Genomic DNA, 23547 nt, shown 5'->3' with positions numbered 1-23547 from the left:
ACGGCGGGGCCCTCCTGCGGAGGACCGGCCCGGTGCGGCGGACGGCCGGCGCCCGGAGTGGGTACGGTCAGCTGGTGCCCACAGCCCGTCACACGTTCGCCCACCTGTGCGCCGCGGTCACTGCGGCCCTCCCCGTCCTGCTCGTCGCCCCGGCGGCGGCCGCCGCCCCGTACGAGCCGCCCCCGCCCACCGCGGTCGGCGGCGGCCGGCTCGGGCTCCCCGGGGTCCAGGTCGACCCGCTGGCCGGCGCCCCGGCGCTGCCCGGGGACCTCACCGGCCAGTCCTGGATAGTCTCCGACGCCACGTCGGGAGAGGTGCTAGCGGCGAACAACCCGCACCTGAAGCTGCCCCCGGCGAGCACCCTGAAGATCCTCTTCGCGGACACCGTGCTGCCCAAGTTCGACCGCAACCTGGTGCACCGGGTCGCGGACGAGGAGATCCTGGGGATCGGCGCCGGCAGCAGCCTGGTCGGCATCAAGGAGAACCTCGACTACCGGGTCGAGGACCTGTGGCGCGGGGTGTTCCTGAGCTCGGGCAACGACGCCGTGCACGTCCTCGCGCACATGAACGGCGGCGTGCAGCAGACCGTCGGCGAGATGCAGGCCCGCGCCGACGCCCTGCAGGCCCGGGACACCCGGGTGATCTCGCCGGACGGGTACGACATGGACGGCCAGGTCTCCTCGGCCTACGACCTCACCCTGTTCGCCCGGGCCGGCCTGCGCAATCCCGACTTCCGGATGTACTGCGCCACCCGGGACGCGATGTTCCCCGGCGCGGTGGACAAGAACACCGGCCAGCGCGGCAGCTTCGGGATCGCCAACACCGACCGGCTGCTGGGCAAGTACCCCGGCCTGATCGGGGTGAAGAACGGCACCACCACCAACGCGGGCTCGACCTTCGTCGGCGCCGCCGAGCGCAACGGCCGGACCCTGCTGGTGACGGTGATGCACCCGGCCAGCTACCAGAAGGTCTACGACGAGACGGCCGCGCTGCTGGACTGGGGCTTCGCGGCGGCCGACAAGGTGCGACCGGTCGGCCGGCTGGTCGACGAGCTGCCGCCCGGCGGCGAGCCGACCGGCCAGGCCGGCGGCGCCGCCGGCGTTCCCGCGCCCCCGCCGCACCCGTCCCCCACCGCCACGGCACCCGCCACCCCGGCGGCGGCCCCCGCCGCGGCCTCCCGGGGCACCGGGCCCGGCCTCGGCGGCTGGCTGGCCGTCGCGCTGGCCGTGGCCGCGGGCGGCTACGGGGCGCTGGTCGTGCACCGCCGCCGCAGGGCCGCGGGCTGATCCGCCGACGGGCCCGGGCACGGGCCCAGGGGCCGGCTCCCAGGACGCTCAGGACTGGGCCGGACCCTGGGCCCTGGCCGCCGGCTCCGCCGCGGCCCCCGCCTCGTCGGCCGCCTCGATGACGGCCCGGCCGTGGGCCCTGGCCCGCTCCCGGGCGGCCTCCGGGTCGGCGAGGGCCGTCCAGGCCACGCAGTACATCAGCAGCCGGCTGACGAAGTTGATCCAGAGCAGCAGCGCCACCGGTACGCCGAAGGCGCCGTAGAGGCTCTTCCCGGCGACCGAGCCGAGGTAGGAGGCGAGCAGGATCTTCAGCGCCTCGAAGCCGACCGCGCCGATCAGCGCCCCCTGCAGCACGTCCCGCCGGCGCTGGCCGCCGATGCCGGGGAAGGGCGCCAGCAGGTAGGCGAAGAGCAGGGTGTCGCACCCTATGGCGATGAGGATGCCGATCCCGGTGAGCAGGTAGCCGTTGTGCAGGCCGAGCTGGTCGGCGATCCGCCCGGCCAGCGTCGTCCCCGCGGCGGAGGCGCCCAGCGAGACCAGCGAGACCAGGCCGAGGCCGCCGAGCACCACGCAGTCCCACGCCTTGCGCAGCACCGGGTTGCCGTCCTCCTCGGGCAGCTGCCACACGTCCCGGATCGAGGTGCGCATGGTGTCCACCCAGCCGAGGCCGGAGATCAGCAGCAGTGCCCCGCTGACGAGTCCGACGGCGCCCGCGTTGGCCACCAGCGACGGCAGGTTGAGTGCGTCGGAGATGCCCGGCAGCTGGTCGGAGATGCGTTTCTGAATGTCCGCCACCCGGCTGTCGCTGAACGTCGCCACGGCGATCGCCAGGGCGACGGTGAGCAGCGGGAACAGGGCGAGGAAGCCGAAGAAGGTGACCGCGCCGGCCAGTCTGTTCCCGCGGGCCGCGGTGAAGTGCTCGTACACCCGGTACGGGCGGCTGCGCAGCAGTCGCGTCACGAGCGGGCCGATGACCGGAAGGCGGGTCAGGAAGTCCACCCGACCGGTTATACCGGCCCGTCCCCCGAACGGCCGTCAGGCTCGACGCGCGGCCGGGGCCGCGTCGTGGCCGCCGGGGCCGCCGCAGCTAGCCGCGGACCAGCCGGCGGGCCCGGGCGAGCGCCCTGACGGCCTGGTAGGCGCCGTAGCGGCCGTGGCTCAGCAGTTCGGTGCGCACGCCGTCGACGCCCGCCGGGGGGCGGTAGCCGGCCGGGCGCAGCCGGGCGCAGTGGGCGGCCGCGCGGCGGAAGTACTCGCGGCGGTCGCCGGGCGGGACCCGGCCGGGCTTGGAGACGACCGTGTTGAGGTGGTGCAGCATCCGGCCGTAGACGACGGGGCGCCAGTGGTCCAGGTCGGGGCGGCCGTCCAGGAAGCCGAAGACCAGGTCGTACTGGTCGAAGACGTCGAAGTGCTTGCGGCTGGCGGTGGCCAGGATGTTGCCGCCCTCCTGGCGCTGGCGGTAGTGCACGCCGACCTCGTCGAGCAGGGTGATCCGGGCGGCGGCGAGGAGCGCCGGGTACGTCCAGGGGGTGTCCTCGTAGTAGCCGGCCGGGAAGACCAGCCGCTGCGCGGTGACGAAGTCGCGGCGGTAGGCCTTGTTCCAGACGACCTGCAGCAGGTCGAGCAGGTCCGGGCGGGCGGCGAGGTCGAAGACCTCGGGGGAGGCGGCGCCGAAGACGTGGGCCGAGGCGGCGCGGGTGATCCGGCCGTCGACGTAGGTGCGGGCGTAGTCGTAGACCAGGACGTCCGGGTCGCCGGTGGCGGTGAGCCGGTCGTCGACGCTCTTGAGCAGGTTCGGGGTGAGCGTGTCGTCGCTGTCGAGGAAGACCACGTAGTCGCCGGTGGCGACCTCCAGGCCGGCGTTGCGGGCCCGGCCGAGTCCGACGTTCTCCGGCAGGTGCAGCACCCGGATCCGCGGGTCCGCGGCGGCGGCCTCGTCGAGCATCGCGCCGCAGCGGTCCGGGGAGCGGTCGTCGACCGCGATCAGTTCCAGGTCGGGGCCGCCCTGGCCGAGGACCGAGTCGAGGCACTCGGCGAGGTAGTCCTGGACCTTGAACACGGGGACGATCACGCTGAAGCGGGGCACGGGCCCCAGAGTAGTGGCCCGGAGGGGCCGCGGAGCCCGGAGGTAGGATCGGGGCGCACGTACGCACCGATCAAATGCGGTCACGCCCCCCACGGGCTGCCACGCTCCTTCCCGAGAAAGGCCTGCGTAGCCGATGGCTCCCCGCCTCTCCATCGTCGTTCCGATCTACAACGTCGAGCGTTACCTGGTCGAATGCCTCGACTCGATCGCCGCCCAGACCTTCACGGACTTCGAGTGCGTCATGGTCGACGACGGTTCGAAGGACGACAGCGCGGCCCTCGCCGAGGCTTACGCGGCCAAGGACTCCCGGTTCCGGCTGGTCCGCCAGGTGAACAAGGGCCTCGGCGCCGCCCGCAACACGGGCATCCGGCACATCGACCCGGACTCCGAGTTCCTGTGCTTCGTCGACAGCGACGACTCGATGCCGCCGAGCGCGTACGAGCTGATGATCAGCACGCTCGACGAGACCGGCTCGGACTTCGCCACCGGCAACGTGCTGCGCTTCCGCGCCGTGGGCTACTACCAGTCCGGCGGGCACTCCAGGCCGTTCCGGGAGACCAAGCTCAAGACGCACATCACCGAGATCCCGGCGCTGGTCACCGACCGCACCGCGTGGAACAAGGTGTACCGCCGCTCCTTCTTCGACGCGGCCGGCATCCTCTACCCCGAGGGCATCCTGTACGAGGACGCCCCGGTCAGCGTGCCGCACCACTACCTCGCCAAGAGCGTGGACGTCCTCTCCGAGCCGATCTACCACTGGCGCGAGCGCGAGGTCGGCGAGATGTCGATCACGCAGATGCGGACCAACCCCAAGGGCCTGATCGACCGCGTCACCTCGGTCGAGCTGGTCCGCGGCTGGCTGAAGAAGCAGACCGAGCCGCGCTTCGCCCAGTACCTGCGCTCCTACGACGAGAACACCCTCGTCGAGGAGATCCCGATGTTCTTCTGGTCCGTCGTGGACGGCGACAAGGAGTACCGGGACGCCTACCTCAAGAACGTCAGCCGGCTGCTCCGGGCGATCGGCCCCGAGCAGGTCCGCAAGCTGCGGGCGCCGCTGCGGCTGAAGTACCACCTGACCCTGCAGGGCCGCATCGACGAGTTCGTCGAGCAGATCAAGTACGAGGGCGAGAGCAACGGCGGCGTCCAGGCCCGCGGCCTGCTGCGGCCGTACGCCGACTACCCGTTCCTGCGCGGCGGGCGCAAGAGCGTGCCGTCCGGCGTGCTCAAGCTCGACAACTCGCTGGTCATGCGCAGCCGGCTGTACGAGACCGGCTGGGTCGGCGGGCGGCTGGAGCTGTCCGGCCACGCGTACCCGGAGCAGATGGGCGCGGCCGGCAAGCACGACATGGTCCGCACCCTGGTGCTGCGCGAGGCCAAGGGCCGCCGGGTGATCGCGGTGCCGATGAAGACCACGTACAGCCCCGAGGCCACCGCCAGCTGCCACCACGACCTGTACAACTGCGACTGGGCCGGCTTCAACGTCTCCATCGACCCGAAGAAGCTCCGGCACCGCGGTCAGTGGAAGGACGGCAACTGGCGCGTCCTGGTGGCCGGCGCCGGCAAGGGCGGCGTCTACAAGGGCCGGATCTGGGCCGGCTGGAGCGACACCGCCCAGTACATCCCGGCGCACTGGGTCGAGCCGGACGTGCGGATCGTGCCGTGGGTCCGGGACGGCAGCGTCTACCTGCGGGTGGAGACCGTCAAGGCCCGGGTGACCGGCCTGGCCGCGCACGGCGGCCGGGTGGAGGTCTCGGGTGCGGCCCGCTCCGGCGCGAGCTTCGCCGGGGCCAAGCTGCGGCTCCTGCACGTCGAGTCGGACCGCGAGCTGGCCTACCCGGTGGAGCTGGGCACGCCGGTCGGCAGCCTGCAGCCGTTCACGGTCTCCTTCCCGGTGGCCGAGCTGACCGCCCTGCGCGAGTCCTGGGCCGAGCTGGACCCGGTGGCGGCCGACCGCGCCCGCGACCGCTGGGACACCTCGCTGGTGCTCGCCGACGGCAGCACCGTCGCGATCGCCTGGGACGACCGCAACGCCCCCTCGCAGCTGCACCTGGCGCTGAACCCGGAGGCCCCCTCGGACCGGCGCCGGGCCCTCTACTCCAAGCCCTCCCCCAGCGGCTACCTGCAGTTCTCCGACCAGCTGCTGCAGCCGGTGGTGGACGAGGTCTCCTCCCGCGGCGCCGACGGCTTCCTGCTCAGCGGCTCGTTCCCGCTGCCCGGCACGCACCGCTGGGAGCTCGTCGTCCGGCACAACTGGCGCGAGGAGGAGCACGTCTACCCCGTGGAGATCGCGGACGGCCGGTTCCGGACCGCGATGCCGGCCGTGCCGACGGCCTCCTTCGCCGGCCGGGTGCCGCTCGCCCAGGGCACCTGGGGCGTCTTCTTCCGCCCGCTCGGCGCCCCCGTCGAGGAGATGCCGAGCTCGTACGCGCTGATCGCGCCGGAGTGCTTCGGCGCGCTGCCGCTGGAGGTGGAGTCGCGCGGCAAGCGCGTCGTGCTGGAGCGCCGCCACCACGACGGGATCTCGCTGGAGTCGCACTCGGCGCTGCTGCCCGAGGAGCGCAGCGGCTACCGCCAGCGCCAGCTGCGCAACGTCGACTACCCGGGCGCCCGCCGGCACCCGCTGCGCGACGCCGTGCTGTACAACGTCGGCCTCGGCGGCCTGTACGCCGACTCCCCGCGGGCGATCCACGAGGAGCTGGTCCGCCGCGGCCTGCCGCTGGAGCACCTGTGGGGCAGCGACGACCTGCAGGCCGAGCTGCCGCAGACCGCGGGCGCGCTGCGGCTCTGGAGCCCGGAGTGGTTCGAGGCGCTGGCGACGGCCAAGTACATCGTCACCAGCACCCACCTGCCCGACTTCTTCGTCCGCCGCCCCGGCCAGGTCGTCGTGCAGACCTGGCTCGGCAGCCCGCTGAAGCAGATCGGCCTCGATTTCGAGAAGGTCTGGTTCACCGATTCGAACTACCTGAAGGGCCTCGCCAAGGAGGTTCCGAACTGGAGCCTGCTGGTCGCCGGGAACAGCTGGTCGGCTCCGGTGCTGCGACGCGCGTTCGACTACAAGGGCGAGATCCTGGAGAGCGGTTCGCCCAGGAACGACCTCCTCTTCGCGGTCGACCGGGAGAAGACCGCCGAGCAGGTCCGGGAACGGCTCGGCCTGCCCGAGGGCAAGAAGGTCGTGCTCTACGCGCCGACCTGGCGCGAGGACCGGCGCCGGCCGGACGGCGGCTACCAGCTGGACCTGCGGATCGACCTGGAGGCGGCCAAGGCCGCGCTCGGCGACGACCAGGTGCTCCTGGTGCGCCGGCACAGCATGATGTGCGGCCAGATCCCGGACGCCGGCAACGGCTTCGTCTGGGACGTCGGCAGCTACCCCGACATGGCGGAGCTGCTGCTGATCGCGGACGTGCTGGTCACCGACTACTCGGCGAGCGTCTTCGACTTCGCCGCGACCGGCAAGCCGGTGCTGTTCTTCACCTACGACCTGGAGCACTACCGCGACAACCTGCGCGGCTTCAGCCTGAACTTCGAGGCGGAGGCGCCCGGCCCGCTGCTGGCCACCTCCGAGCAGCTGGTCGACGCGCTCGGCCGGGTGGACGAGGTCGCGGCCGAGCACGCGGACCGGGCCGCCGCGTTCCGCGAGAAGTACTGCGACCTGGACGACGGCAAGGCCGCCGCCCGGGTGGTCGACGCGATGCTCCGAAAGGAGTAACCGCCCCCCGCCCCGCCGAGGCGCCCGACGCGATCCGCGTCGGGCGCCTCGGCGCATTCTGGACGTTTCCTGGACACTTCCCCGCCCTTTACGTCCGCATTGCACTCGAACTCGTGTTTCGTTGACGAATTTCGCGGGAAATTCGCCGGACCGTACAGTTGACCCCGGGTGTCGTCCCGGTATGGGATGTCAATTCGGATCCGGCCCGGTGGATATCGGCCCGGAGCCCCGGTCCACCGCCATGGCCCGGCCGCCGTCCCGAAGGGCCCACCCCCGATGTCTGTGCTCACGCGGTTCGTCCTCCCCCACGCGGGCCCGCGGGTCGGCACCGAGCGGCCCGCCGAGGACGAGGACGTCGTCTTCGGCCTGCTGCGCGCCCGCTGGACGGGCCGCGGGCTGGAGCTCACCGGCTTCGCCCGGCCGGATGACCTCGACACCGGCCGCCCCGGCTCCGCCTGGACCTGGCTGACCCTGCGCCACCCCGACCCGGACCTCCCGCCCGTCCACCTCCGCTCCCGGCCGCGCCGGCTGCCCGAGGTCACCGACGACAGCGCCCAGCCCGACCTCAACCACGACTGGTCCGGCTTCACCGCCCTGGTCGACCCGGCCCGGCTGCGCCGCGGCCCCGACTGGCCGCTCGGCGACTGGCAGGTCGAGGCCACCCTGTTCACCCGCCCGCGCCCGGCCCGGGTGCGGCGCCAGTACGGCTCCCTCGCCCCGCACTGGTGCGGCTCCGGCGAGTACCCGCCGGCCCGCTGGCTGGACCGGGACGTCCGCCTCCAGCCGGAGTTCTCCGACGGGCGGCTGCGGCTGCGGCTCGAACGCCCCGGCGTCCGGCTCACCCACGCCGCCCCCACCGCCGACGGCCTCGACCTGCGCGGCACCGCGCACGACCAGCCCGACGGCACCGTGCTGCGGCTGCGCCACCGGCAGAGCCCGGCCGTCATCGAAAGGCCGGTCGCCCGCACCGGCGACCGCTTCGCCGTCCACGTCCCGTACCGGCCGTTCACCGCCGACGGCCGCGGCGCCGACGACCTCGAACACTGGGACGCCGAGTTGCAGCGCCCCGACGGCACCACCGAGCAGCTCTGCCTCGATGAGCGCCACGGCCGGGTGGCCGGCCAGCACCGGCTGCCCGGCGCCCCGGACCGCGCGCTCTACCTCAAGCACCTCGCCGACGGGCGGCTCCAGCTGTGCGTCCAGCCGGCGGCCGGCCTGGTCGAGCGGATCGCCGTCCGGGCCGGCGGCTTCGAGCTCACCGGCCACTGCCCTGGGGGCTCCGCCGACCGGCTGGAGCTCGTGCTGCGGCACACCGGCGTGGCCGGCGAGGTGCGCAGCCCCGTCGAGACCGGCCCCGGCGGCCGGTTCCTGGTCCGGGTGCCGGCGACCCGCACCGGCTCGGACGGCGCCGGCCTGCCGCTGCGCAAGGGCGTCTGGGAGGCGTCGCTGGAGCCCGTCGGGCACTCCGGCCCGAGCCGCCCGCTGCTCGCCGCGCCCGCCGCGCTCCCCGCCCTGCCCGCCGCCACCTCCGTCGGCGGCAAGCGGATCCTGCTGCAGCGCCGCTGGCACGACACCCTGCTGGTGGACTCCACCCCGGTGCTCACCGCCACCGAGCGCAGTGCCTGGACGCAGGCCCGGCTGCGCACCCGCGCGTACCCCGCCGCCCGCCGCGAGCCGCTGCGCGAGGCCGTGCTGTACGACGTGTTCGGCGGCCGCGGCTACGCCGACTCGCCGCGCGCGGTGCACGCCGAACTCGACCGCCGCAGCGCGCCGTTGGAGCACCTCTGGGTGGTCGACGACGCCCAGGCCGAACTCCCGCCCGGGGTGCGCGCCGTCCGGATCTGGAGCCCCGAGTGGTACCGGGCCCTGGCCACCTGCCGCTACCTCGTCGGCAACACCCACTTCCCGGACTTCCTGGAACGCCGCCCCGGCCAGGTGGTGGTGCAGACCTGGCACGGCTCACTGCTGAAGCGGATCGCCCACGACGTCGACAACCCCTGGCTGGCCGACCACGGCTACCTGGACGCGCTCGACCGGGAGACCCCGCAGTGGAGCCTGCTGCTCTCCCCCAGCCCGTTCGCCACCCCGATCCTGCGCCGCGCCTTCCGCTACCAGGGCGAGATCCTGGAGGCCGGCTACCCCCGCAACGACGTGCTCGCCAGACCCGACCGACGCACCGCCGCGGCCGTCCGCCGCAGGCTCGGCGTCCCGGACGGCAAGCGGATCGTGCTGTACGCGCCGACCTGGCGGGAGGACCAGCAGCGCGGCGACGGCGACGGCTTCCGCTTCGACCTGCGCCTCGACCTCGACCACGCCCGGCGCCTGCTCGGCCCGGACCACGTGCTGCTGGTCCGCCCGCACGCACACGTCCGCGAACCGCTGCCCGGCGCCGGGGACGGCTTCCTGTACGACTGCGGGGACTACCCGGACCCGCAGGAGCTGCTGCTGGTCGCGGACGTGCTGGTGACCGACTACTCGTCGATCATGTTCGACTTCGCCGTCACGGGCCGCCCGGTGCTCTTCTTCACCTACGACCTGGAGCACTACCGGGACACCCTGCGCGGCTTCTACTTCGACTTCGAGCCGCAGGCCCCCGGCCCGCTCGTCCCCACCTCCGCCGGACTGCTCCGCGCGCTGCGCGAACTCGCCGACGGCGGCACCGGGCTGCCGCCCGGCTACGCCGAGCGCCACCGCCGCTTCCGGGCCGAGCACTGCGTCCTGGACGACGGCGGGGCGTCCCGCCGGGTGGTGGACCGGATGCTGGAGCTGGGGACGGGTCAGGAGAACCGGTAGCCGCGCCAGGGCCGCCAGACCTCGTCCGCGTCGAAGCGGGAGAGGCTGAAGCCCGGCACGTCGAAGGCCGCCCGGAAACCGCGGGCCTGCGCGTACGCCTGGTCGAGCGCGTCCTCGGACAGGCCGTGCGCCACCGTCACGTGCGGGTGGTAGGGGAAGGCCAGCTCGCGGGCCAGCGGGCCGGAGCGGACGTCCGCCTCCAGCAGGCGGCACTCCTGCGCGCCCTCCTCGACCCGGACGAACACCACCGGGGAGACCGGGCGGAAGGTCCCGGCGCCGCTCAGCAGCATCCGGAACGGCCGGTGCGCGGCGGCCACCGCGGCCAGGTGCTCCTCGATCTTCGGCAGCGCCCCGGCCGGCACCTCGGTCGGCGGCAGCAGGGTCACGTGCGTCGGTATCGACCGGGCCTGCGGATCGCCGTGCCCGGCGCGGGCGTCCTGGATCTCCGTCCCGTACGGGTCCGGGACGCTCACGGACACGCCGATGGTGAGGACCTCCGGGAGGTCCTCACCATCGGGCAGTCGCGGCAGCGCAGTCACCGCTTGGCGGCCGGGAGGAAGCCGATCCGGTCGTACACCGTCGCCAGCGTCTGCGCGGCCACCTCGCGGGCCTTCTCGCCGCCGATCGCCAGCACCCGGTCCAGCTCGGCCGGGTCGTCCAGGTAGACGCGGGTGCGCTCCTGGAAGGGGGTGACCCACTCGGTGAACAGCTCGGCCAGCTCGGTCTTCAGGGCGCCGTACATCTTGCCCTCGAAGTGCGCGACCAGCTGCTCGACCGACTGGCCGCTGAGCGCCGAGTGGATGCGCAGCAGGTTGGAGACGCCGGCCTTCTCCTCCTCGTCGTAGGAGACCACGGTGCCGGTGTCGGTGACGGCGCTCTTGAACTTCTTGGCGCTCGTCTTCGCGTCGTCCAGCAGGCTGACCAGGCCCTTGGCCGAGGAGGCCGACTTGCTCATCTTGATCGCCGGGTCCTGGAGGTCCTGGATCTTGGCCGTCTCCTTGAGGATGTACGGCTTCGGGACCGTGAAGGTCGGGCTGTAGCGGGTGTTGAAGCGCTCCGCGAGGTCGCGGGTGAGCTCCACGTGCTGGCGCTGGTCCTCGCCGACGGGGACGGCGTCCGCCTGGTAGAGCAGGATGTCGGCGACCTGGAGGATCGGATAGGTGAACAGGCCCACGGAGGTGCCGGCGGCGCCCTGCTTGGCCGACTTGTCCTTGAACTGGGTCATCCGGGAGGCCTCGCCGAAGCCGGTGAGGCAGTTCATCACCCAGCCGAGCTGCGCGTGCTCGGGCACGTGCGACTGGACGAACAGGGTGCAGTGCTCAGGGTCCAGGCCGGCCCCGAGCAGCTGTGCGGCGGAGATCCGGGTGTTCTGGCGCAGCGTCGCCGGGTCCTGCTCGACGGTGATCGCGTGCAGGTCGACGACCATGTAGAAGGCGTCGTTCTCCTTCTGCAGGTCGACCCACTGGCGCACCGCGCCCAGGTAGTTGCCGAGGTGGAACGAGCCGGAGGTGGGCTGGATGCCGGAGAGCACCCGGGGACGGTCCTTGACCGGACCGGTGACCGCTGCGTTGACCATGCGCGCCATTGTTCCAGTTCCACCGGTCGCTCAGGAAACGTCTGCCCCTGGAGGTTCCGCCAGTGTGACCGCACTCACCCTCACCCTGGCGATCCGCCGGCCCTCCATCTTGGCCACCGTCAGCAGCACGCCGCCCCCGCCGTCGACCGGGACGCGCACCTGGTCGCCGTCCCGGGGGAGCCGGCCGAGCGAGGCGACCAGGCAGCCCGCCACCGTCTCGTACGGGCCCTCGGGCAGGGTGGCGCCGGTCTCCTCGGTGAAGTCGCCGAGGTTGAGCAGGCCGTCGAGCTCCATGCCGCCGCCGGCCAGCCGACGGGTGGCGGCGGTCTCCGGCCGGTCGTACTCGTCCCGGATCTCGCCGATCACCTCCTCGACCAGGTCCTCCAGGGTGACGATCCCGGCGGTGCCGCCGTACTCGTCCACCACGATCGCCAGGTGGTGGCCCTCCCGGCGCATCTCGCCCATCGCCTCCAGCACCAGCTTGGTGCCGGGCAGCAGCTTGACCGGGCGGGCCAGGTCGCGGGCCTTGACGGCCTGCTCGCCGCGCGCGCCGTACAGGTCGCGGACGTGGACGAAGCCGACCACCGCGTCGGCGCTGCCCTCGACCACCGGGTAGCGCGAGTGCGGCGAGGTGTCCGCCTGGTGCCGGACGGCGGCCAGCGGGCGCTCGGCGTCCAGGAAGGTCACCTCCGTCCTCGGGACCATCACCTCGCGCAGCTGGCGCTCCCCGGCGGAGAACACGTCCGCGATCAACGCGCGCTCGTCGCTGCCGAGTTCGGTGTTGGCGGCGACCAGGCCGCGGAGCTCCTCGGAGCTCATCGACCCGCGGCCGGCGGCCGGGTCGCCGCCGAGCAGGCGGACCATCAGGTTGGTGGAGTGGCCGAGCAGCCAGATCACCGGGCGCAGCACCACCGACATCACGTCGACCACCGGCGCCGCGAGCACCGCGATGGACTCGGCGCGCTGCAGGCCGATGCGCTTGGGGGTGAGCTCCCCGAGCACCAGCGAGGCGTAGCTGATCACCAGGGTGAGGCCGACCAGGGCGATCGCGTCGGCGACGCCCTCGGTCAGCCCGGCCCGCACGAACAGCGGGGCGACCTTGCCGGACAGGGTGTCCGCGCCGAAGGCCGCGGACAGGAAGCCCATGCAGGTCACGCCGACCTGGACGGCGGCCAGGAAGCGGTTGGGGTCGGCGGCCAGGTGGGCGGCCCGGGCGGAGCGGCGGGTGCCGTGCGCCTCCAGGGTCCGGATCTGGCCCTCGCGCAGCGAGATCAGCGAGATCTCGGCGACGTTGAACAGTCCGCCCAGCAGGATGAAGACGAGGACGAGCGCGGCGTCCCCGAGGGTTTCGTTCACAGCGGGCCAGTGTAGGGCGACGGCCCGCCGCCCCTCGGGAGGGGCGGCGGGCCGTCGGGAGGCGTCGCGCGGGGCTCAGATGAGGCCGAGCTCCTGGACCGCGTCGCGCTCCTCGGTCAGCTCCTTGACCGAGGCGTCGATGCGGGCGCGCGAGAAGTCGGAGATCTCCAGGCCCTGGACGATCTCGAACTTGCCGGCCTTGGTGGTGACCGGGAAGGAGGAGATCAGACCGGCCGGGACGCCGTAGGAGCCGTCGGAGACGACGCCCATGGAGGTCCAGTCGCCCTCGGCGGTGCCGTTGACCCAGGTGTGCACGTGGTCGATGGCGGCGTTGGCGGCCGAGGCGGCCGAGGAGGCGCCGCGGGCGTCGATGATGGCCGCGCCGCGCTTGGCGACGGTCGGGATGAAGTCGTTCTCCAGCCAGGCCTGGTCGCTGCCGACGGCCTCGAAGGCCGGCTTGCCGGCGATCTCGGCCTGGAAGACGTCCGGGTACTGGGTGGCGGAGTGGTTGCCCCAGATGGTGACGCGCTTGATCTCGGAGACCGGCGCACCGGTCTTCAGGGACAGCTGGCCGACGGCCCGGTTGTGGTCCAGGCGGGTCATCGCGGTGAAGCGCTCGGCCGGGACGTCCGGGGCGTTGCGCTGGGCGATCAGGGCGTTGGTGTTGGCCGGGTTGCCGACCACCAGGACCTTGATGTCGTCCGCGGCGTGGTCGTTGATCGCCTTGCCCTGCGGGCCGAAGATGCCGCCGTTGGCCTGCAGCAGGTCGCCGCGCTCCATGCCCGCGGTGCGCGGACGGGCGCCGACCAGCAGCGCCACGTTGGCGCCGTCGAAGGCCTCGTTCGCGTTGTCCGTGATGGTGATGTCGCGCAGCAGCGGGAAGGCGCAGTCGACGAGCTCCATGGCGGTGCCCTCGGCGGCCTTGAGGCCCTGCGGGATCTCCAGGAGGCGCAGGTTCACCGGCACGTCGGCACCGAGCAGGTGGCCCGAGGCGATGCGGAAGAGCAGCGCGTAGCCGATCTGGCCGGCCGCTCCGGTGATGGTGACGTTGACGGGGGTGCGGGTCATTTCTACCTTCTCCAGCAAATCGCCAGGTGCCCCAGGCACACCGGCGCACTGGAGCCGAGGATGGTCTCTCGACATCGAGAGACCGGCGTCAGGTTATCGCAAAGCGAAGCGTACGCCGCGGGTACCGGACTGGCTGATGCGTCACAACGACGGCGGCCCCCGCCCGGAGGGTCCGGGCGGGGGCCGTCACGGGGGCCCGGCTCAGTGCTTGGGCCGGCCGATCAGCTGGCCGATGTTGTCGAGCAGCGGGATCTCCAGCCACGGGTTCGGCTGTGCCACCAGGGTCAGCAGCACGATCGACGCGCCCAGGAAGGTCAGCACGATCACGTCGGTGAAGCGGCTGCGCACCGCCAGCATCCCGACCTCGGGCATCACCAGCCGCAGCACGGCGCCGAGCAGCACCCCGCCGCCGAGGATCAGCAGCCCGTACTTGAAGCCGTCCTTGAAGTCGGCGAACCAGGTGACCGCGAGACCGGCGCCGACCACCAGCAGGACCAGGGTTATCGGCCACTGCCGGACGGGCAGCGCGTGGTCACGCCCCAGGGCCGCGGCCGAGCCCTCGGGCGGCAGGGTGCCGGTGGTCTTGACCGGCCTGCGCCGGGTCCGCGCCGGTCGCGGTTCCGTCATGCTCGCCGTCCCTCGTCGTGGTGTCGGTCGGGTGTCAGACGCCGGCGCGGCGCTCGGCCGCCACGACGATGTTGTTGAGCAGCATGGCCCGGGTCATCGGGCCCACGCCGCCGGGGTTGGGGGAGATCCACCCGGCCACCTCGGCCACGCCGGGGTGCACGTCGCCGACGATCTTGCCCTCGCTACGGCTGACGCCCACGTCCAGCACCGCCGCGCCCGGCTTGACGTCCTCCGGCTTGACCAGGTGCGGCACACCGGCGGCGGCCACCACGATGTCGGCCTTGCGCAGGTGGTAGGCGAGGTCCCGGGTGCCGGTGTGGCACAGGGTCACGGTGGCGTTCTCGCTGCGGCGGGTGAGCAGCAGGCCGATCGAACGGCCGACGGTGACACCGCGGCCGATCACGACCACCTCGGCGCCGTCGATCCCGACGCCGTGGCGGCGCAGCAGCTCGACGATGCCCAGCGGGGTGCAGGGCAGCGGGCCCTCGATGCCCAGGGCGAGGCGGCCGAGCGAGGTCGGGTGCAGGCCGTCCGCGTCCTTGTCCGGGTCCATCAGCTCCAGGACCGGGTTCTGGTCCAGGCCCTTGGGCAGCGGCAGCTGGACGATGTAGCCGGTGCACGCGGGGTCGGCGTTGAGCTCGCGGACGACGTTCTCGACGTCCTCCTGCGTGGCGGTGGCGGGCAGCTCGCGCTGGATCGAGGCGATGCCGACCTCGGCGCAGTCGCGGTGCTTGCCGTTCACGTACCAGCGGCTGCCCGGGTCGTCGCCGACCAGGACGGTGCCGAGGCCGGGCGTGACGCCCTTCGCCTTGAGGGCCGCCACGCGGGCGGCGAGTTCGGACTTGATCGCGGCGGCGGTGGCCTTGCCATCGAGAATCTGGGCAGTCATGACCCCATTCTCCCGGATCGCGGCGCGCCGCCGTACCAGGGCCCGCCAGCCGACCGAACGGACACGGAACGTCCTGGCCACGTTGCGGTTGCGCCACAGTCCGGCCCGCGCGCGGGGAACCGGCTGGACACGGCCAGGCCGTCCGTTCGACGATATGCGGGCATTCCCTGCCGCGAACCGGCCCGGTGACGGGCCGACGGACTCCCGGCGGGGCGTACCCGGGGGAAAGAGCACGTGAGCCGACCACTTCAGATCGAGCAGCCCGACCAGCGAGGCGTCGTCCCGCCCGCGGCGTGCCCGTCGACGACTCCGCTCGCGCCGCCGCCACCGCGCTCACCACGCGGCTGAGCCGACCGCGCCGCCCGGCCCCGTGCCGGGCCTCCGCCCTGCCCGCGCCCCGTTCCGTCGACGACCCGACCCGCCGACCGGAACCGGGACCTCCGCACCGTCCCCACGTCCCCGTAACTGCCCGGAGGCATCGATGAGTTACCCGCCCGACCCGAACAACCCGTACGGCCAGCCGCCGCAGGCCCCCGGCTACGGCTACCCCCAGCAGGCCCCGCCGGCCGCCGCGTACGGCTACCCGCAGGCCGCTCCGGGCTACGGCGCCCCGGGCTACGGCTACCCGCCGGCCGTCCCGCAGAGCATGCCGGGCCTGGTCGTCACCACCCGGGTGCTGCTGTTCGTCATCGGCGCCGTGCAGATCATCGGCGCGGGTGCGTACCTGATCATCGCCGCGGCGGCCAAGGAGGTCACCAACCGGGCGCAGGAGATCGACGGCAACGACCCGTTCAACGGCTTCGGCAACGCGGCGGCCGGTGTGCTGGTGGTGATCGGCGTCGTGTGCGCGCTGTTCGCGGCGTTCTCGATCACGCTGGGCGCGAAGTTCGGCAAGGGCGGCCCGGCCGTGCGCGTCACCACCCTGGTGTACGGCGCGCTCGGCGCGCTGCTGGGCCTGCTCGGGCTGCTCGGCACCTTCGCCAACAAGGCCAACCCGGTCGGCCTGGTCTTCGTGCTGATGTGGCTCGCGGTGTCGATCATCATGATCGTCTCGATGAGCGTGAAGGACGGCGTCGCCTGGTTCTCCCGGCCGCGCTACTGAGCACCGGGCCCGGCGGGCGGCGCCCGCACCGGGCCACCGGCCGCCGGGCCGGAACGACGAGCGGCCCGGCCCCCTCCCGCGGGAGGGGGCCGGGCCGCTCCGTCACACCGTCAGCCGGTGACGGTCGGGCGACCGGACGGGTCGGGCGACCGGGCGATCAGTGGAAGAAGTGCCGGGCGCCGGTGAAGTACATCGTCACGCCCGCCTCGGCGGCCGCCGCGACGACCTCCTCGTCCCGGATCGAACCACCCGGCTGCACGATGGCCCGCACGCCGGCCGCGATCAGGATCGCCGCACCGTCCGCGAACGGGAAGAACGCGTCCGAGGCCGCGTAGGCGCCCTTGGCGCGCTCGCCGGCCCGCTCGACCGCGAGCTTGCACGAGTCGACCCGGTTGACCTGGCCCATGCCGACGCCCACCGAGGCTCCGTCCTTGGCCAGCAGGATCGCGTTGGACTTGACGGCCCGGCAGGCCCGCCAGGCGAAGGCCAGCTCGGCCAGCTCCGCGCCGGACAGCGCCTCGCCGGTGGCCAGCGTCCAGTTCGCCGGGTCGTCGCCCTCGGCGTGCACCCGGTCGGTGTCCTGCAGCAGCACGCCGCCGGAGACCGGGCGCACCTCCTGCCGGCCGGCCGGCGCCTCGGGGGCCAGCAGCACCCGCAGGTTCTTCTTCCGGGCCAGCACCTCGACGGCGCCGTCCTCGTAACCCGGGGCCACCACGACCTCGGTGAAGATCGGGGCGATCTGCTCGGCCAGCTCGACGGTGACCGGGCGGTTGACCGCGATCACGCCGCCGTACGCCGACACCGGGTCGCACTCGTGCGCCTTGCGGTGCGCCTCGGCGACGTCCGCGCCGGTCGCGATGCCGCAGGGGTTGGCGTGCTTGATGATCGCGACGGCCGGCTCGGCGTGGTCGTACGCGGCACGGCGCGCGGCGTCGGTGTCGACGTAGTTGTTGTACGACATCTCCTTGCCGTGCAGCTGCTGCGCGCCGGCCAGGCCGCCCGTGCCGTCGCTGTACAGCGCGGCGCCCTGGTGCGGGTTCTCGCCGTAGCGCAGCACGTTCTGCCGCTCCCAGGTCGCGCCCAGGAACTCCGGGAAGCGCTCGTCGCTCGGCGCGTAGCCGGCCTCGAACCACGAGGCGACCGCGACGTCGTAGGCGGCGGTGTGCGCGAACGCGGCACCGGCCAGGCGCTTGCGGGTGGCCAGGTCGAAGCCGCCGCCGGCGACGGCCTCCAGCACGTCGCCGTAGCGGGCCGGGTCGACCACGACGGCCACCGACGGGTGGTTCTTGGCGGCGGCGCGGACCATGCTCGGGCCGCCGATGTCGATCTGCTCGACGCACTCGTCCGGGGTGGCGCCCGAGGCGACGGTGGCCTTGAACGGGTAGAGGTTCACCACGACCAGGTCGAAGGGCTCGACGCCCAGCTCGGCCAGCTGCGCGCGGTGCGACTCCAGCCGCAGGTCGGCGAGCACGCCGGCGTGCACGCGCGGGTGCAGGGTCTTCACTCGCCCGTCCAGGCACTCCGGGAAGCCGGTCAGCTCGGAGACCTCGGTCACCGGGACGCCGGCGGCGGCGATCCGGCCTGCGGTCGAGCCGGTGGAGACGATGGCGACCCCGGCGGCGTGCAGGCCCTGGGCCAGCTCCTCCAGACCGGTCTTGTCGTACACGCTGATCAGCGCGCGACGGATCGGACGGACGTCCTCGGAGACAGGAGGGGTGGTGGAGCTTGCGCTCATGCCGGAATCCATACCTTTCGGTCCTCGATGCGGTGACCTTCGCGGGCCAGCCGGCCCACGACGTCGACGAGCAGCTTGCGCTCGACAGTCTTGATGCGCTCGTGCAGCGCGTCGCCGCCATCGGCGTGGTCGGCGTCGACGACCTCGACGACGCCCTGCGCGATGATCGGCCCGGTGTCCACCCCGGCGTCGACCAGGTGGACGGTGCAGCCGGTGACCCGGACCCCGTAGGCGAGGGCGTCGGCCACGCCGTGGGCACCGGGGAAGGACGGCAGCAGCGCGGGGTGGGTGTTCACGATCCGCCCGGCGAAGGCCGCGATGAACTCGGGGCCGAGGATCTTCATGAACCCGGCCGTGACCACCAGGTCCGGTTCGTGGGCGGCGACGGAGGCGGTCAGCGCGCGGTCCCAGTCGGCCCGGTCCGGGTGGTCCTTCACCCGGTGCACGAAGACCGGCAGTCCGGCCCTCCCGGCGCGCTCCAGACCGGCGATCCCGTCGCGGTCCGCGCCCACGGCGACGATCTCGGCCCCGAAGGCCGGATCGGCGGCGGCGTCGATCAGCGCCTGCAGATTGGTGCCGGAACCGGAGACCAGCACCACCAGTCGGGCCGGTCCGGGCGTACGGGGCGGGAAGAGCTGGGCGGGGGCGGCCACTGCGCGATTCTCCGTAGGTCGGGCGCCGCCCGCTGGTACGTCCACCGGCGGTGGGGCCACTACGAACGGCAGGTCGAGCGAGGGGGAACACCAGGAGAACCCGCCGCGACGCGGGCCCCCGGGAACCTATGTGAGCTGCTGACCGTCACCACGATAACGGCTGGTCGGACGCCCCTCGAACCCTCCTGTCGGCGCTACGCGCGTAGTTGAGACGGGGATCTCCTCCCGCCCCCCGCAGCGCAGTTGCCGCGGCGGGGCGCGTCCGGAACCCGGGCGGCCGTCCCGCACCGGACGGCCACGGCGGGCCCCTCCCGGCCCGGGCAGCGGGCGGGCCGCCGGAGCCCCGGCGAACGGCTGCGGGATCATAGGGGGCGCGGGAGACCGCCCCTCCGACCGAGAAGGAATGGCTGAACCATGAGCAGCGGTGACGACACCGGCGAGCGCAACCCCTTCGCGCCGCCGCCGGCGGATGCCCCGGACCAGCCGTGGCAGCCGCGCAACCCCTGGCCCGGCGAGCACCCCCGGGGCGACGGCGGCCAGGGGCCCGACGGCCAGGGCACCGGCGAGCGCCCGCAGTTCCCGCCGCCGCACCCCTGGGGCCCCGTCCAGCACGGTGACGGCCGGGGGCCGCGGCCCCCCGCCCCGCAGCCGCCGAAGCTCGACCCCACCGACCCGGCCCAGCGCCGCGCCCGCAACGCCGCCCTCGCCGGACCGGCCGCGCTGGTCTGCCTGTTCATCGGCCTCCAGTGGGCGGCCCTGTTCTTCGGCGTGCTCGGCATCGTCCTGGGCGTCAGCGCGATGCGCACCCCGCGGCGCGCGGCCGCGGGCCCCGGCGCCGCGCCCCGGCCCGCCGCCCCGAACCCGCTCACCCCGGCCGCGCTCGCGGGCATCCTCACCGGCGCGATGACCGTCGTGGTCGCCTCCTCGGTGATCGCCCTCGGGGTGTACTACGACGACTACGTCACCTGCGTCCGGGACTCGCTGACCTCCGTCGGCGCCGAGAACTGCAACCGCCTGGCGCCCAAGTGGTACGTGGACTTCACCGGGAACGCCGGGTAGGTCCCGGACCCCACCCCTCCCGAGGTCCGCTCAGGCGCACCACGGCGGCGTACGCGCGGGCGCGCACCAGCAGCGCACCCCGGTGCGCCTGCGCCGCGAGCCGGGCGCGGGCGGTGAGCGGAGCGCCCCCCACACCGCCGTCCCCGACACCGCCGTCCCCGGGGGCGGCGACCCCAGGGGCGGCGACCGCGGGACGCAGCGCCCGGTGACGGGTCAGCAGCGCCCCCGGCACGGCCACCAGCACCAGCCAGCCCGCCGCCGCCAGGCCCGTCCACCACGGCACCGGGCCGATCCACGCCATCCGCCCACCGGCGAGCGCGCCGCCCGACAGCCAGCCCAGGGCGGCCGCCCCGGCACCCGTCAGCAGCGCCGCCGCCAGCACCGCCGCCGCCGTGGCGGCCGGCGACCAGGGCACCGCACCGGCCTCCGCACCGGGCTCCCCGGTGGGCTCCCCCGTGGGCTCCGCCGGGCGGCCGTGACCGGCCGCCGCCCGGCCCAGCAGCACCGCCGGCACCACGGCCGCGAGCACCGGCAGCAGCAGCGCCGCCCACCGCCAGCCGCCCGGCCCCTCGGCCGGGAGCAGCGCGAACAGCGGGAACTCCGGCACCGGGCCGAGCGCCGTACCGGCCGGGGCCACCGCCGTCCCGGCGCCCACCGCGAAGCCCGGCCCCAGCGCGTACGCGGCCCCCCAGAGCACGGCGTTCGGCAGCAGCGCGACCCCGAGCAGCAGCAAGCCGGCCAGGGCCGCCGGACCGCCCCCGAGCACCGCCGCCCCGCGGCCGCCCCCGACCACCGCGGCCAGCACCGCCGCGACCGCCACCAGCAGCCCGCCCGCCGCCGCCAGCCCCGCACCGGCGGCCAGCGCGGCCCCGCGCACCGCCGCCTCGCCACCGGACGGGCGCAGCGACGGCGGCAGCCGGTCCAGCAGCGGCCGACCCGGACCGGAGGCCCGCGCCGAGCGGGCGCCCGCCGCCGTCGCCAGCCCGGTCACCAGGCCCACCACCAGCACGTCCGGCAGCACCCTGGTCCGGAAGAGCCCGTCGCCCGTGCAGTGCAGGACCACCGCGAACGCCACCGCGCAGTAGCCCGCCCACACCGCGACCGGGCCGCCCCACCGCCGCCGGGGCCCGCGCCGGGCGGCCACGCCGGCGGCGGCCCGGTAGAGCTGAACCACCGCCAGCACGCCCAGGAGCAGCGGAGTGACGGTCAGCGGGGCGTCCGCGGCCCCCCGCACCAGCGGCGCGCCGTGCCCGAGCAGCCACAGCGCACCCGCCAACCGGGTGGCACCGGCCGCGCCGTTGTCCGCGTACGGCGTGGCCACCCAGAGCCCCAGCACCGGCACCCCGACCGCCGCCAGGCCGACCAGCGCCGTCCGCACCCCCGCCAACAGGTCGGCCGGCAGCGGGCGTCCACCCAGCTCGCCCGGCACTTCGAGGATCGGACGGCCCATCAGCTGCGTCATGCGCCTCATGGTGCCAAGGCGACTCGCCATGCTCGGTGAAGCGGCAAACTGCCGCCGTGTCCCAGATTATTGGCTTATGCGCATTTTCAGACCCTGCCCCCAAGCCGCCGGCGCCCCGGCCCGGAGCGTCTGATGACCACGCCACCCACCGCCGAACACCCCGCCGGGGCCGACTCCCCCACCCCCGGCCGCCGACCCCGCAAACCCCGGGCCGCCCGCGCCGACCAGGACACCGCCCGCCTCCTGCGCAAGCTGACCCCCCGTGAGGCCCAGGCCCTCGGCCACCTCGCCACCGGCCGCGACCTCCCGCAGACCGCGGCCGCCCTCGGCGTCACCCCGGCCACCGCCCGCAGCTACGTCCAGCGGGCCATGCGCAAGCTCGGCGCCGCCACGGAGGCCGAGGCCGTCGCCCTCACCGCCGGCCTCCGCGCGCCCCAGACCTCGCCCCCGGCGGCTCCCCCGGCCACGTCGGCGGCACCGGCTCCGGCTCCGGCCAGGCCCCCGGGCCCGGCCGTTCCCCCGGCCGACGGCGCCGGCCGGGCCCCGGTCCTCGGCACCGGCGGACGGCCGAAGGAGAACCGCGCATCCGCCCCGGACGGCCACCGCCCGCAGCCGTCCCCCGGCGAGCGGCCCGGCGGCGCACCCCCCGGCACCGGCCGCCCACGCACGCCCCCACGCTCCGCGAGCTCCCCGGCCGCCCCGGCCCCCGCCGCCCCCGCCCCCGCGGAGCCCGGCAACCCGCCCACCAGCACCGGAAAGCCCGCGCCCGTGAAAACAGCGACCCCCACCGCGCCGACCACGGCACCGACCGAGGCGCCGACCACGGCCGGGCGGCAGACCACCGCCCCCACCGGCACCGCCCCCACCGGCACCGGGCCCGCCCGCGCCGGCCGGCGCCCCCGAGCGGTCGCGGGAGCGACCGGCCCCGGCGCACCGGCCCGGGCGGGTGAACCGGCCCCGGCGGGCCCGGCCGACCGGGGCGGTCGCGGCGAGCCCGCCCCCGCCCGGGCGGCGGAGCAGCCGGTCGACGCCCCCGCGCCCGCCCCGGCCGGCTCCGCGACGGCCGCCGTCCCCCGGAACTTCGAGGAGCTGTACGAGGCGGCCCACACCCGCCTGGTGCAGCAGGTGTTCCTGCTGACCACCTGCAGGCACCGGGCGGTGCACTGCGTCCGGCTGGCGTTCGGACAGGCGCGGCGGGAGTGGGAGGCGGTGGCCGCATCGGGGAATCCGGAGGGATGGGTACGGGTGCGGGCCTGCGAGCTGGGGCTGTCGCCGTGGCATCGCGGGGGCCCGCGGCGCTCGCACCTCTGGAGCCTGCCGCACCGCCGGATCACCGTCCGACCGGCCGACGAGTCGCAGGCCGTCCTGCCGGACCACGACCGGCTGACCGACCGGGACCGCGCGCTGCTGAAGGCGCTGCGCCGCCTGTCGCGGCCGCAGCGGCGGGCGCTGGTGCTGCACGACGGCCTGGGGCTGCCGGCCGCGGCGGTCTCGGTCGAGGTGGAGTCCACGCTGGCGGCCGCCGAGGGCCGGGTGTGGGCGGCCCGGGCGGCGCTGGCCCAGTCGGTGCCGGACCTGGTGGGCCCGGACCCGACGGCGCCCGGATTCGCGGACCGGCTCAGCGGCCTGCTGCACCGGGCGGCGGTGCGGGGCTGCCCGGAGCCCCACCGGGCCCCGGTGCCGGTGCTGCGGGCGCGGCACCGCATGTGGAGCGCGAGCCGGACCGGGGCGGCGGCGGCCCTGACGGTGGCGGTGGGCGGAGCGGTGCTGGCGACCCTGGTGGGGATCCGACCGGCGGCACTCTTCCGGGAGCCGGAGCCGCCGGAGCCGGCCGTGTGCGTGCCCGCCCCGGACGCCGACGAGCCGGGCGTGCCGGTGCTGCCGGGCGGCCCGCCGAACGGCGTGCGCAGCCTGTGGTGCAGTCCGACGCCGGGGATCGAGGCGGTGGTGGTGGAGCCGCGGACGGAGGCCCTCGCCCGGTGGGAGCTGCCCGCGGCGGCCCGGGGGGCCGGGGCGCCCCCGCCGCAGGGGCCGGCGGCCTGTCCGCTGTGGTCGCCGCTGCCCTGCACCACCGGGCCGGCACCGCGCTGAACGGCCCGGGAACGGGCGAGCGCCCCCGCCCGGGAGGGCGGGGGCGCTCGTCGCGCCG

The 23547-nt window shown here is 74.7% G+C and carries 17 protein-coding genes; 6 read left to right on the top strand and 11 right to left on the bottom strand.

What is annotated here, in order from left to right; translation table 11 throughout:
* Window positions 1-74: 74 nt before the first annotated feature.
* Window positions 75-1286 (top strand): D-alanyl-D-alanine carboxypeptidase family protein, encoded by a 1212-nt coding sequence (locus tag ACFYUY_RS16785; RefSeq protein ID WP_387901206.1) that lies wholly within the window; start codon window positions 75-77, stop codon window positions 1284-1286.
* 48 nt (window positions 1287-1334) lie between these two features.
* Here ACFYUY_RS16785 and ACFYUY_RS16780 read toward each other — a convergent pair whose 3' ends face one another.
* Window positions 1335-2285, bottom strand: coding sequence for a YihY/virulence factor BrkB family protein (locus ACFYUY_RS16780; protein ID WP_360219522.1), 951 nt, complete (start codon window positions 2283-2285; stop codon window positions 1335-1337).
* 88 nt (window positions 2286-2373) lie between these two features.
* Complete coding sequence (locus ACFYUY_RS16775) at window positions 2374-3372, bottom strand: glycosyltransferase family 2 protein (RefSeq protein ID WP_360219519.1); 999 nt, start codon at window positions 3370-3372, stop codon at window positions 2374-2376.
* A gap of 133 nt (window positions 3373-3505) precedes the next feature.
* On the opposite strand from ACFYUY_RS16775, the gene ACFYUY_RS16770 reads away from it, so the two are divergent.
* Both ACFYUY_RS16770 and ACFYUY_RS16765 read left to right on the top strand, forming a co-directional pair.
* The gene (locus tag ACFYUY_RS16770) at window positions 3506-7078 is read left to right on the top strand and encodes a CDP-glycerol glycerophosphotransferase family protein (RefSeq protein ID WP_363364108.1); all 3573 of its coding nucleotides are present in this window, start codon (window positions 3506-3508) and stop codon (window positions 7076-7078) included.
* 276 nt (window positions 7079-7354) lie between these two features.
* The gene (locus ACFYUY_RS16765; RefSeq protein WP_387901202.1) at window positions 7355-9871 is read left to right on the top strand and encodes a CDP-glycerol glycerophosphotransferase family protein; all 2517 of its coding nucleotides are present in this window, start codon (window positions 7355-7357) and stop codon (window positions 9869-9871) included.
* On the opposite strand, the gene ACFYUY_RS16760 is transcribed toward ACFYUY_RS16765, so the two are convergent.
* The 6 genes from ACFYUY_RS16760 to ACFYUY_RS16735 all read right to left on the bottom strand — a co-directional run bounded on the left by ACFYUY_RS16760 (window position 9856) and on the right by ACFYUY_RS16735 (window position 15387).
* Window positions 9856-10344, bottom strand: a complete 489-nt coding sequence (locus ACFYUY_RS16760) for a 2'-5' RNA ligase family protein (RefSeq protein ID WP_360223072.1) — start codon at window positions 10342-10344, stop codon at window positions 9856-9858. The genes ACFYUY_RS16765 and ACFYUY_RS16760 overlap by 16 nt on opposite strands.
* 62 nt (window positions 10345-10406) lie before the next feature.
* Complete coding sequence (gene trpS / locus ACFYUY_RS16755) at window positions 10407-11447, bottom strand: tryptophan--tRNA ligase (RefSeq protein WP_360223075.1); 1041 nt, start codon at window positions 11445-11447, stop codon at window positions 10407-10409.
* Window positions 11448-11477: 30 nt separating this feature from the next.
* Window positions 11478-12803, bottom strand: a complete 1326-nt coding sequence (locus tag ACFYUY_RS16750) for a hemolysin family protein (RefSeq protein WP_360223078.1) — start codon at window positions 12801-12803, stop codon at window positions 11478-11480.
* Window positions 12804-12878: 75 nt separating this feature from the next.
* On the bottom strand, window positions 12879-13871 hold the full coding sequence (locus ACFYUY_RS16745) for a malate dehydrogenase (protein ID WP_360223081.1): 993 nt from the start codon (window positions 13869-13871) through the stop codon (window positions 12879-12881).
* Window positions 13872-14072: 201 nt separating this feature from the next.
* Window positions 14073-14498, bottom strand: coding sequence for a DUF3017 domain-containing protein (locus ACFYUY_RS16740; protein ID WP_360223084.1), 426 nt, complete (start codon window positions 14496-14498; stop codon window positions 14073-14075).
* Window positions 14499-14532: 34 nt separating this feature from the next.
* Window positions 14533-15387 carry a bifunctional methylenetetrahydrofolate dehydrogenase/methenyltetrahydrofolate cyclohydrolase gene (locus ACFYUY_RS16735; protein WP_360223087.1) on the bottom strand — a complete coding sequence of 285 codons (855 nt, stop codon included), beginning with the start codon at window positions 15385-15387 and terminating at the stop codon, window positions 14533-14535.
* Between the two features lie 481 nt (window positions 15388-15868).
* Here ACFYUY_RS16735 and ACFYUY_RS16730 point away from each other — a divergent pair, with 481 nt between their 5' ends.
* Window positions 15869-16489 (top strand): hypothetical protein, encoded by a 621-nt coding sequence (locus ACFYUY_RS16730; protein WP_387901197.1) that lies wholly within the window; start codon window positions 15869-15871, stop codon window positions 16487-16489.
* A gap of 157 nt (window positions 16490-16646) precedes the next feature.
* On the opposite strand, the gene purH is transcribed toward ACFYUY_RS16730, so the two are convergent.
* Together purH and purN are read right to left on the bottom strand one after the other, a co-directional pair.
* Window positions 16647-18224: a bifunctional phosphoribosylaminoimidazolecarboxamide formyltransferase/IMP cyclohydrolase gene (gene purH, locus ACFYUY_RS16725; protein ID WP_360208953.1), complete on the bottom strand. Its 1578-nt coding sequence runs from the start codon at window positions 18222-18224 to the stop codon at window positions 16647-16649.
* Complete coding sequence (gene purN, locus ACFYUY_RS16720; RefSeq protein WP_360208955.1) at window positions 18221-18877, bottom strand: phosphoribosylglycinamide formyltransferase; 657 nt, start codon at window positions 18875-18877, stop codon at window positions 18221-18223. The genes purH and purN overlap by 4 nt, the downstream gene beginning before the upstream one ends.
* Before the next feature lie 414 nt (window positions 18878-19291).
* Between purN and ACFYUY_RS16715 the strand changes: the two genes are divergently transcribed.
* Window positions 19292-19936: a hypothetical protein gene (locus ACFYUY_RS16715; RefSeq protein ID WP_360208957.1), complete on the top strand. Its 645-nt coding sequence runs from the start codon at window positions 19292-19294 to the stop codon at window positions 19934-19936.
* On the opposite strand, the gene ACFYUY_RS16710 is transcribed toward ACFYUY_RS16715, so the two are convergent.
* Window positions 19917-21398: a DUF6350 family protein gene (locus ACFYUY_RS16710; RefSeq protein ID WP_387901192.1), complete on the bottom strand. Its 1482-nt coding sequence runs from the start codon at window positions 21396-21398 to the stop codon at window positions 19917-19919. The two genes, ACFYUY_RS16715 and ACFYUY_RS16710, sit on opposite strands and share 20 nt — an antisense overlap.
* A 132-nt stretch (window positions 21399-21530) precedes the next feature.
* Here ACFYUY_RS16710 and ACFYUY_RS16705 point away from each other — a divergent pair, with 132 nt between their 5' ends.
* Window positions 21531-23489, top strand: a complete 1959-nt coding sequence (locus ACFYUY_RS16705) for a LuxR C-terminal-related transcriptional regulator (protein WP_387901189.1) — start codon at window positions 21531-21533, stop codon at window positions 23487-23489.
* Window positions 23490-23547: the final 58 nt, after the last annotated feature.

The organism is Kitasatospora sp. NPDC004745 (assembly GCF_042873275.1).
Lineage (GTDB): Bacteria > Actinomycetota > Actinomycetes > Streptomycetales > Streptomycetaceae > Kitasatospora.
The sequence above is the reverse complement of the archived record's forward strand: the minus strand, read 5'-3'. Positions and strand labels throughout refer to the sequence as shown.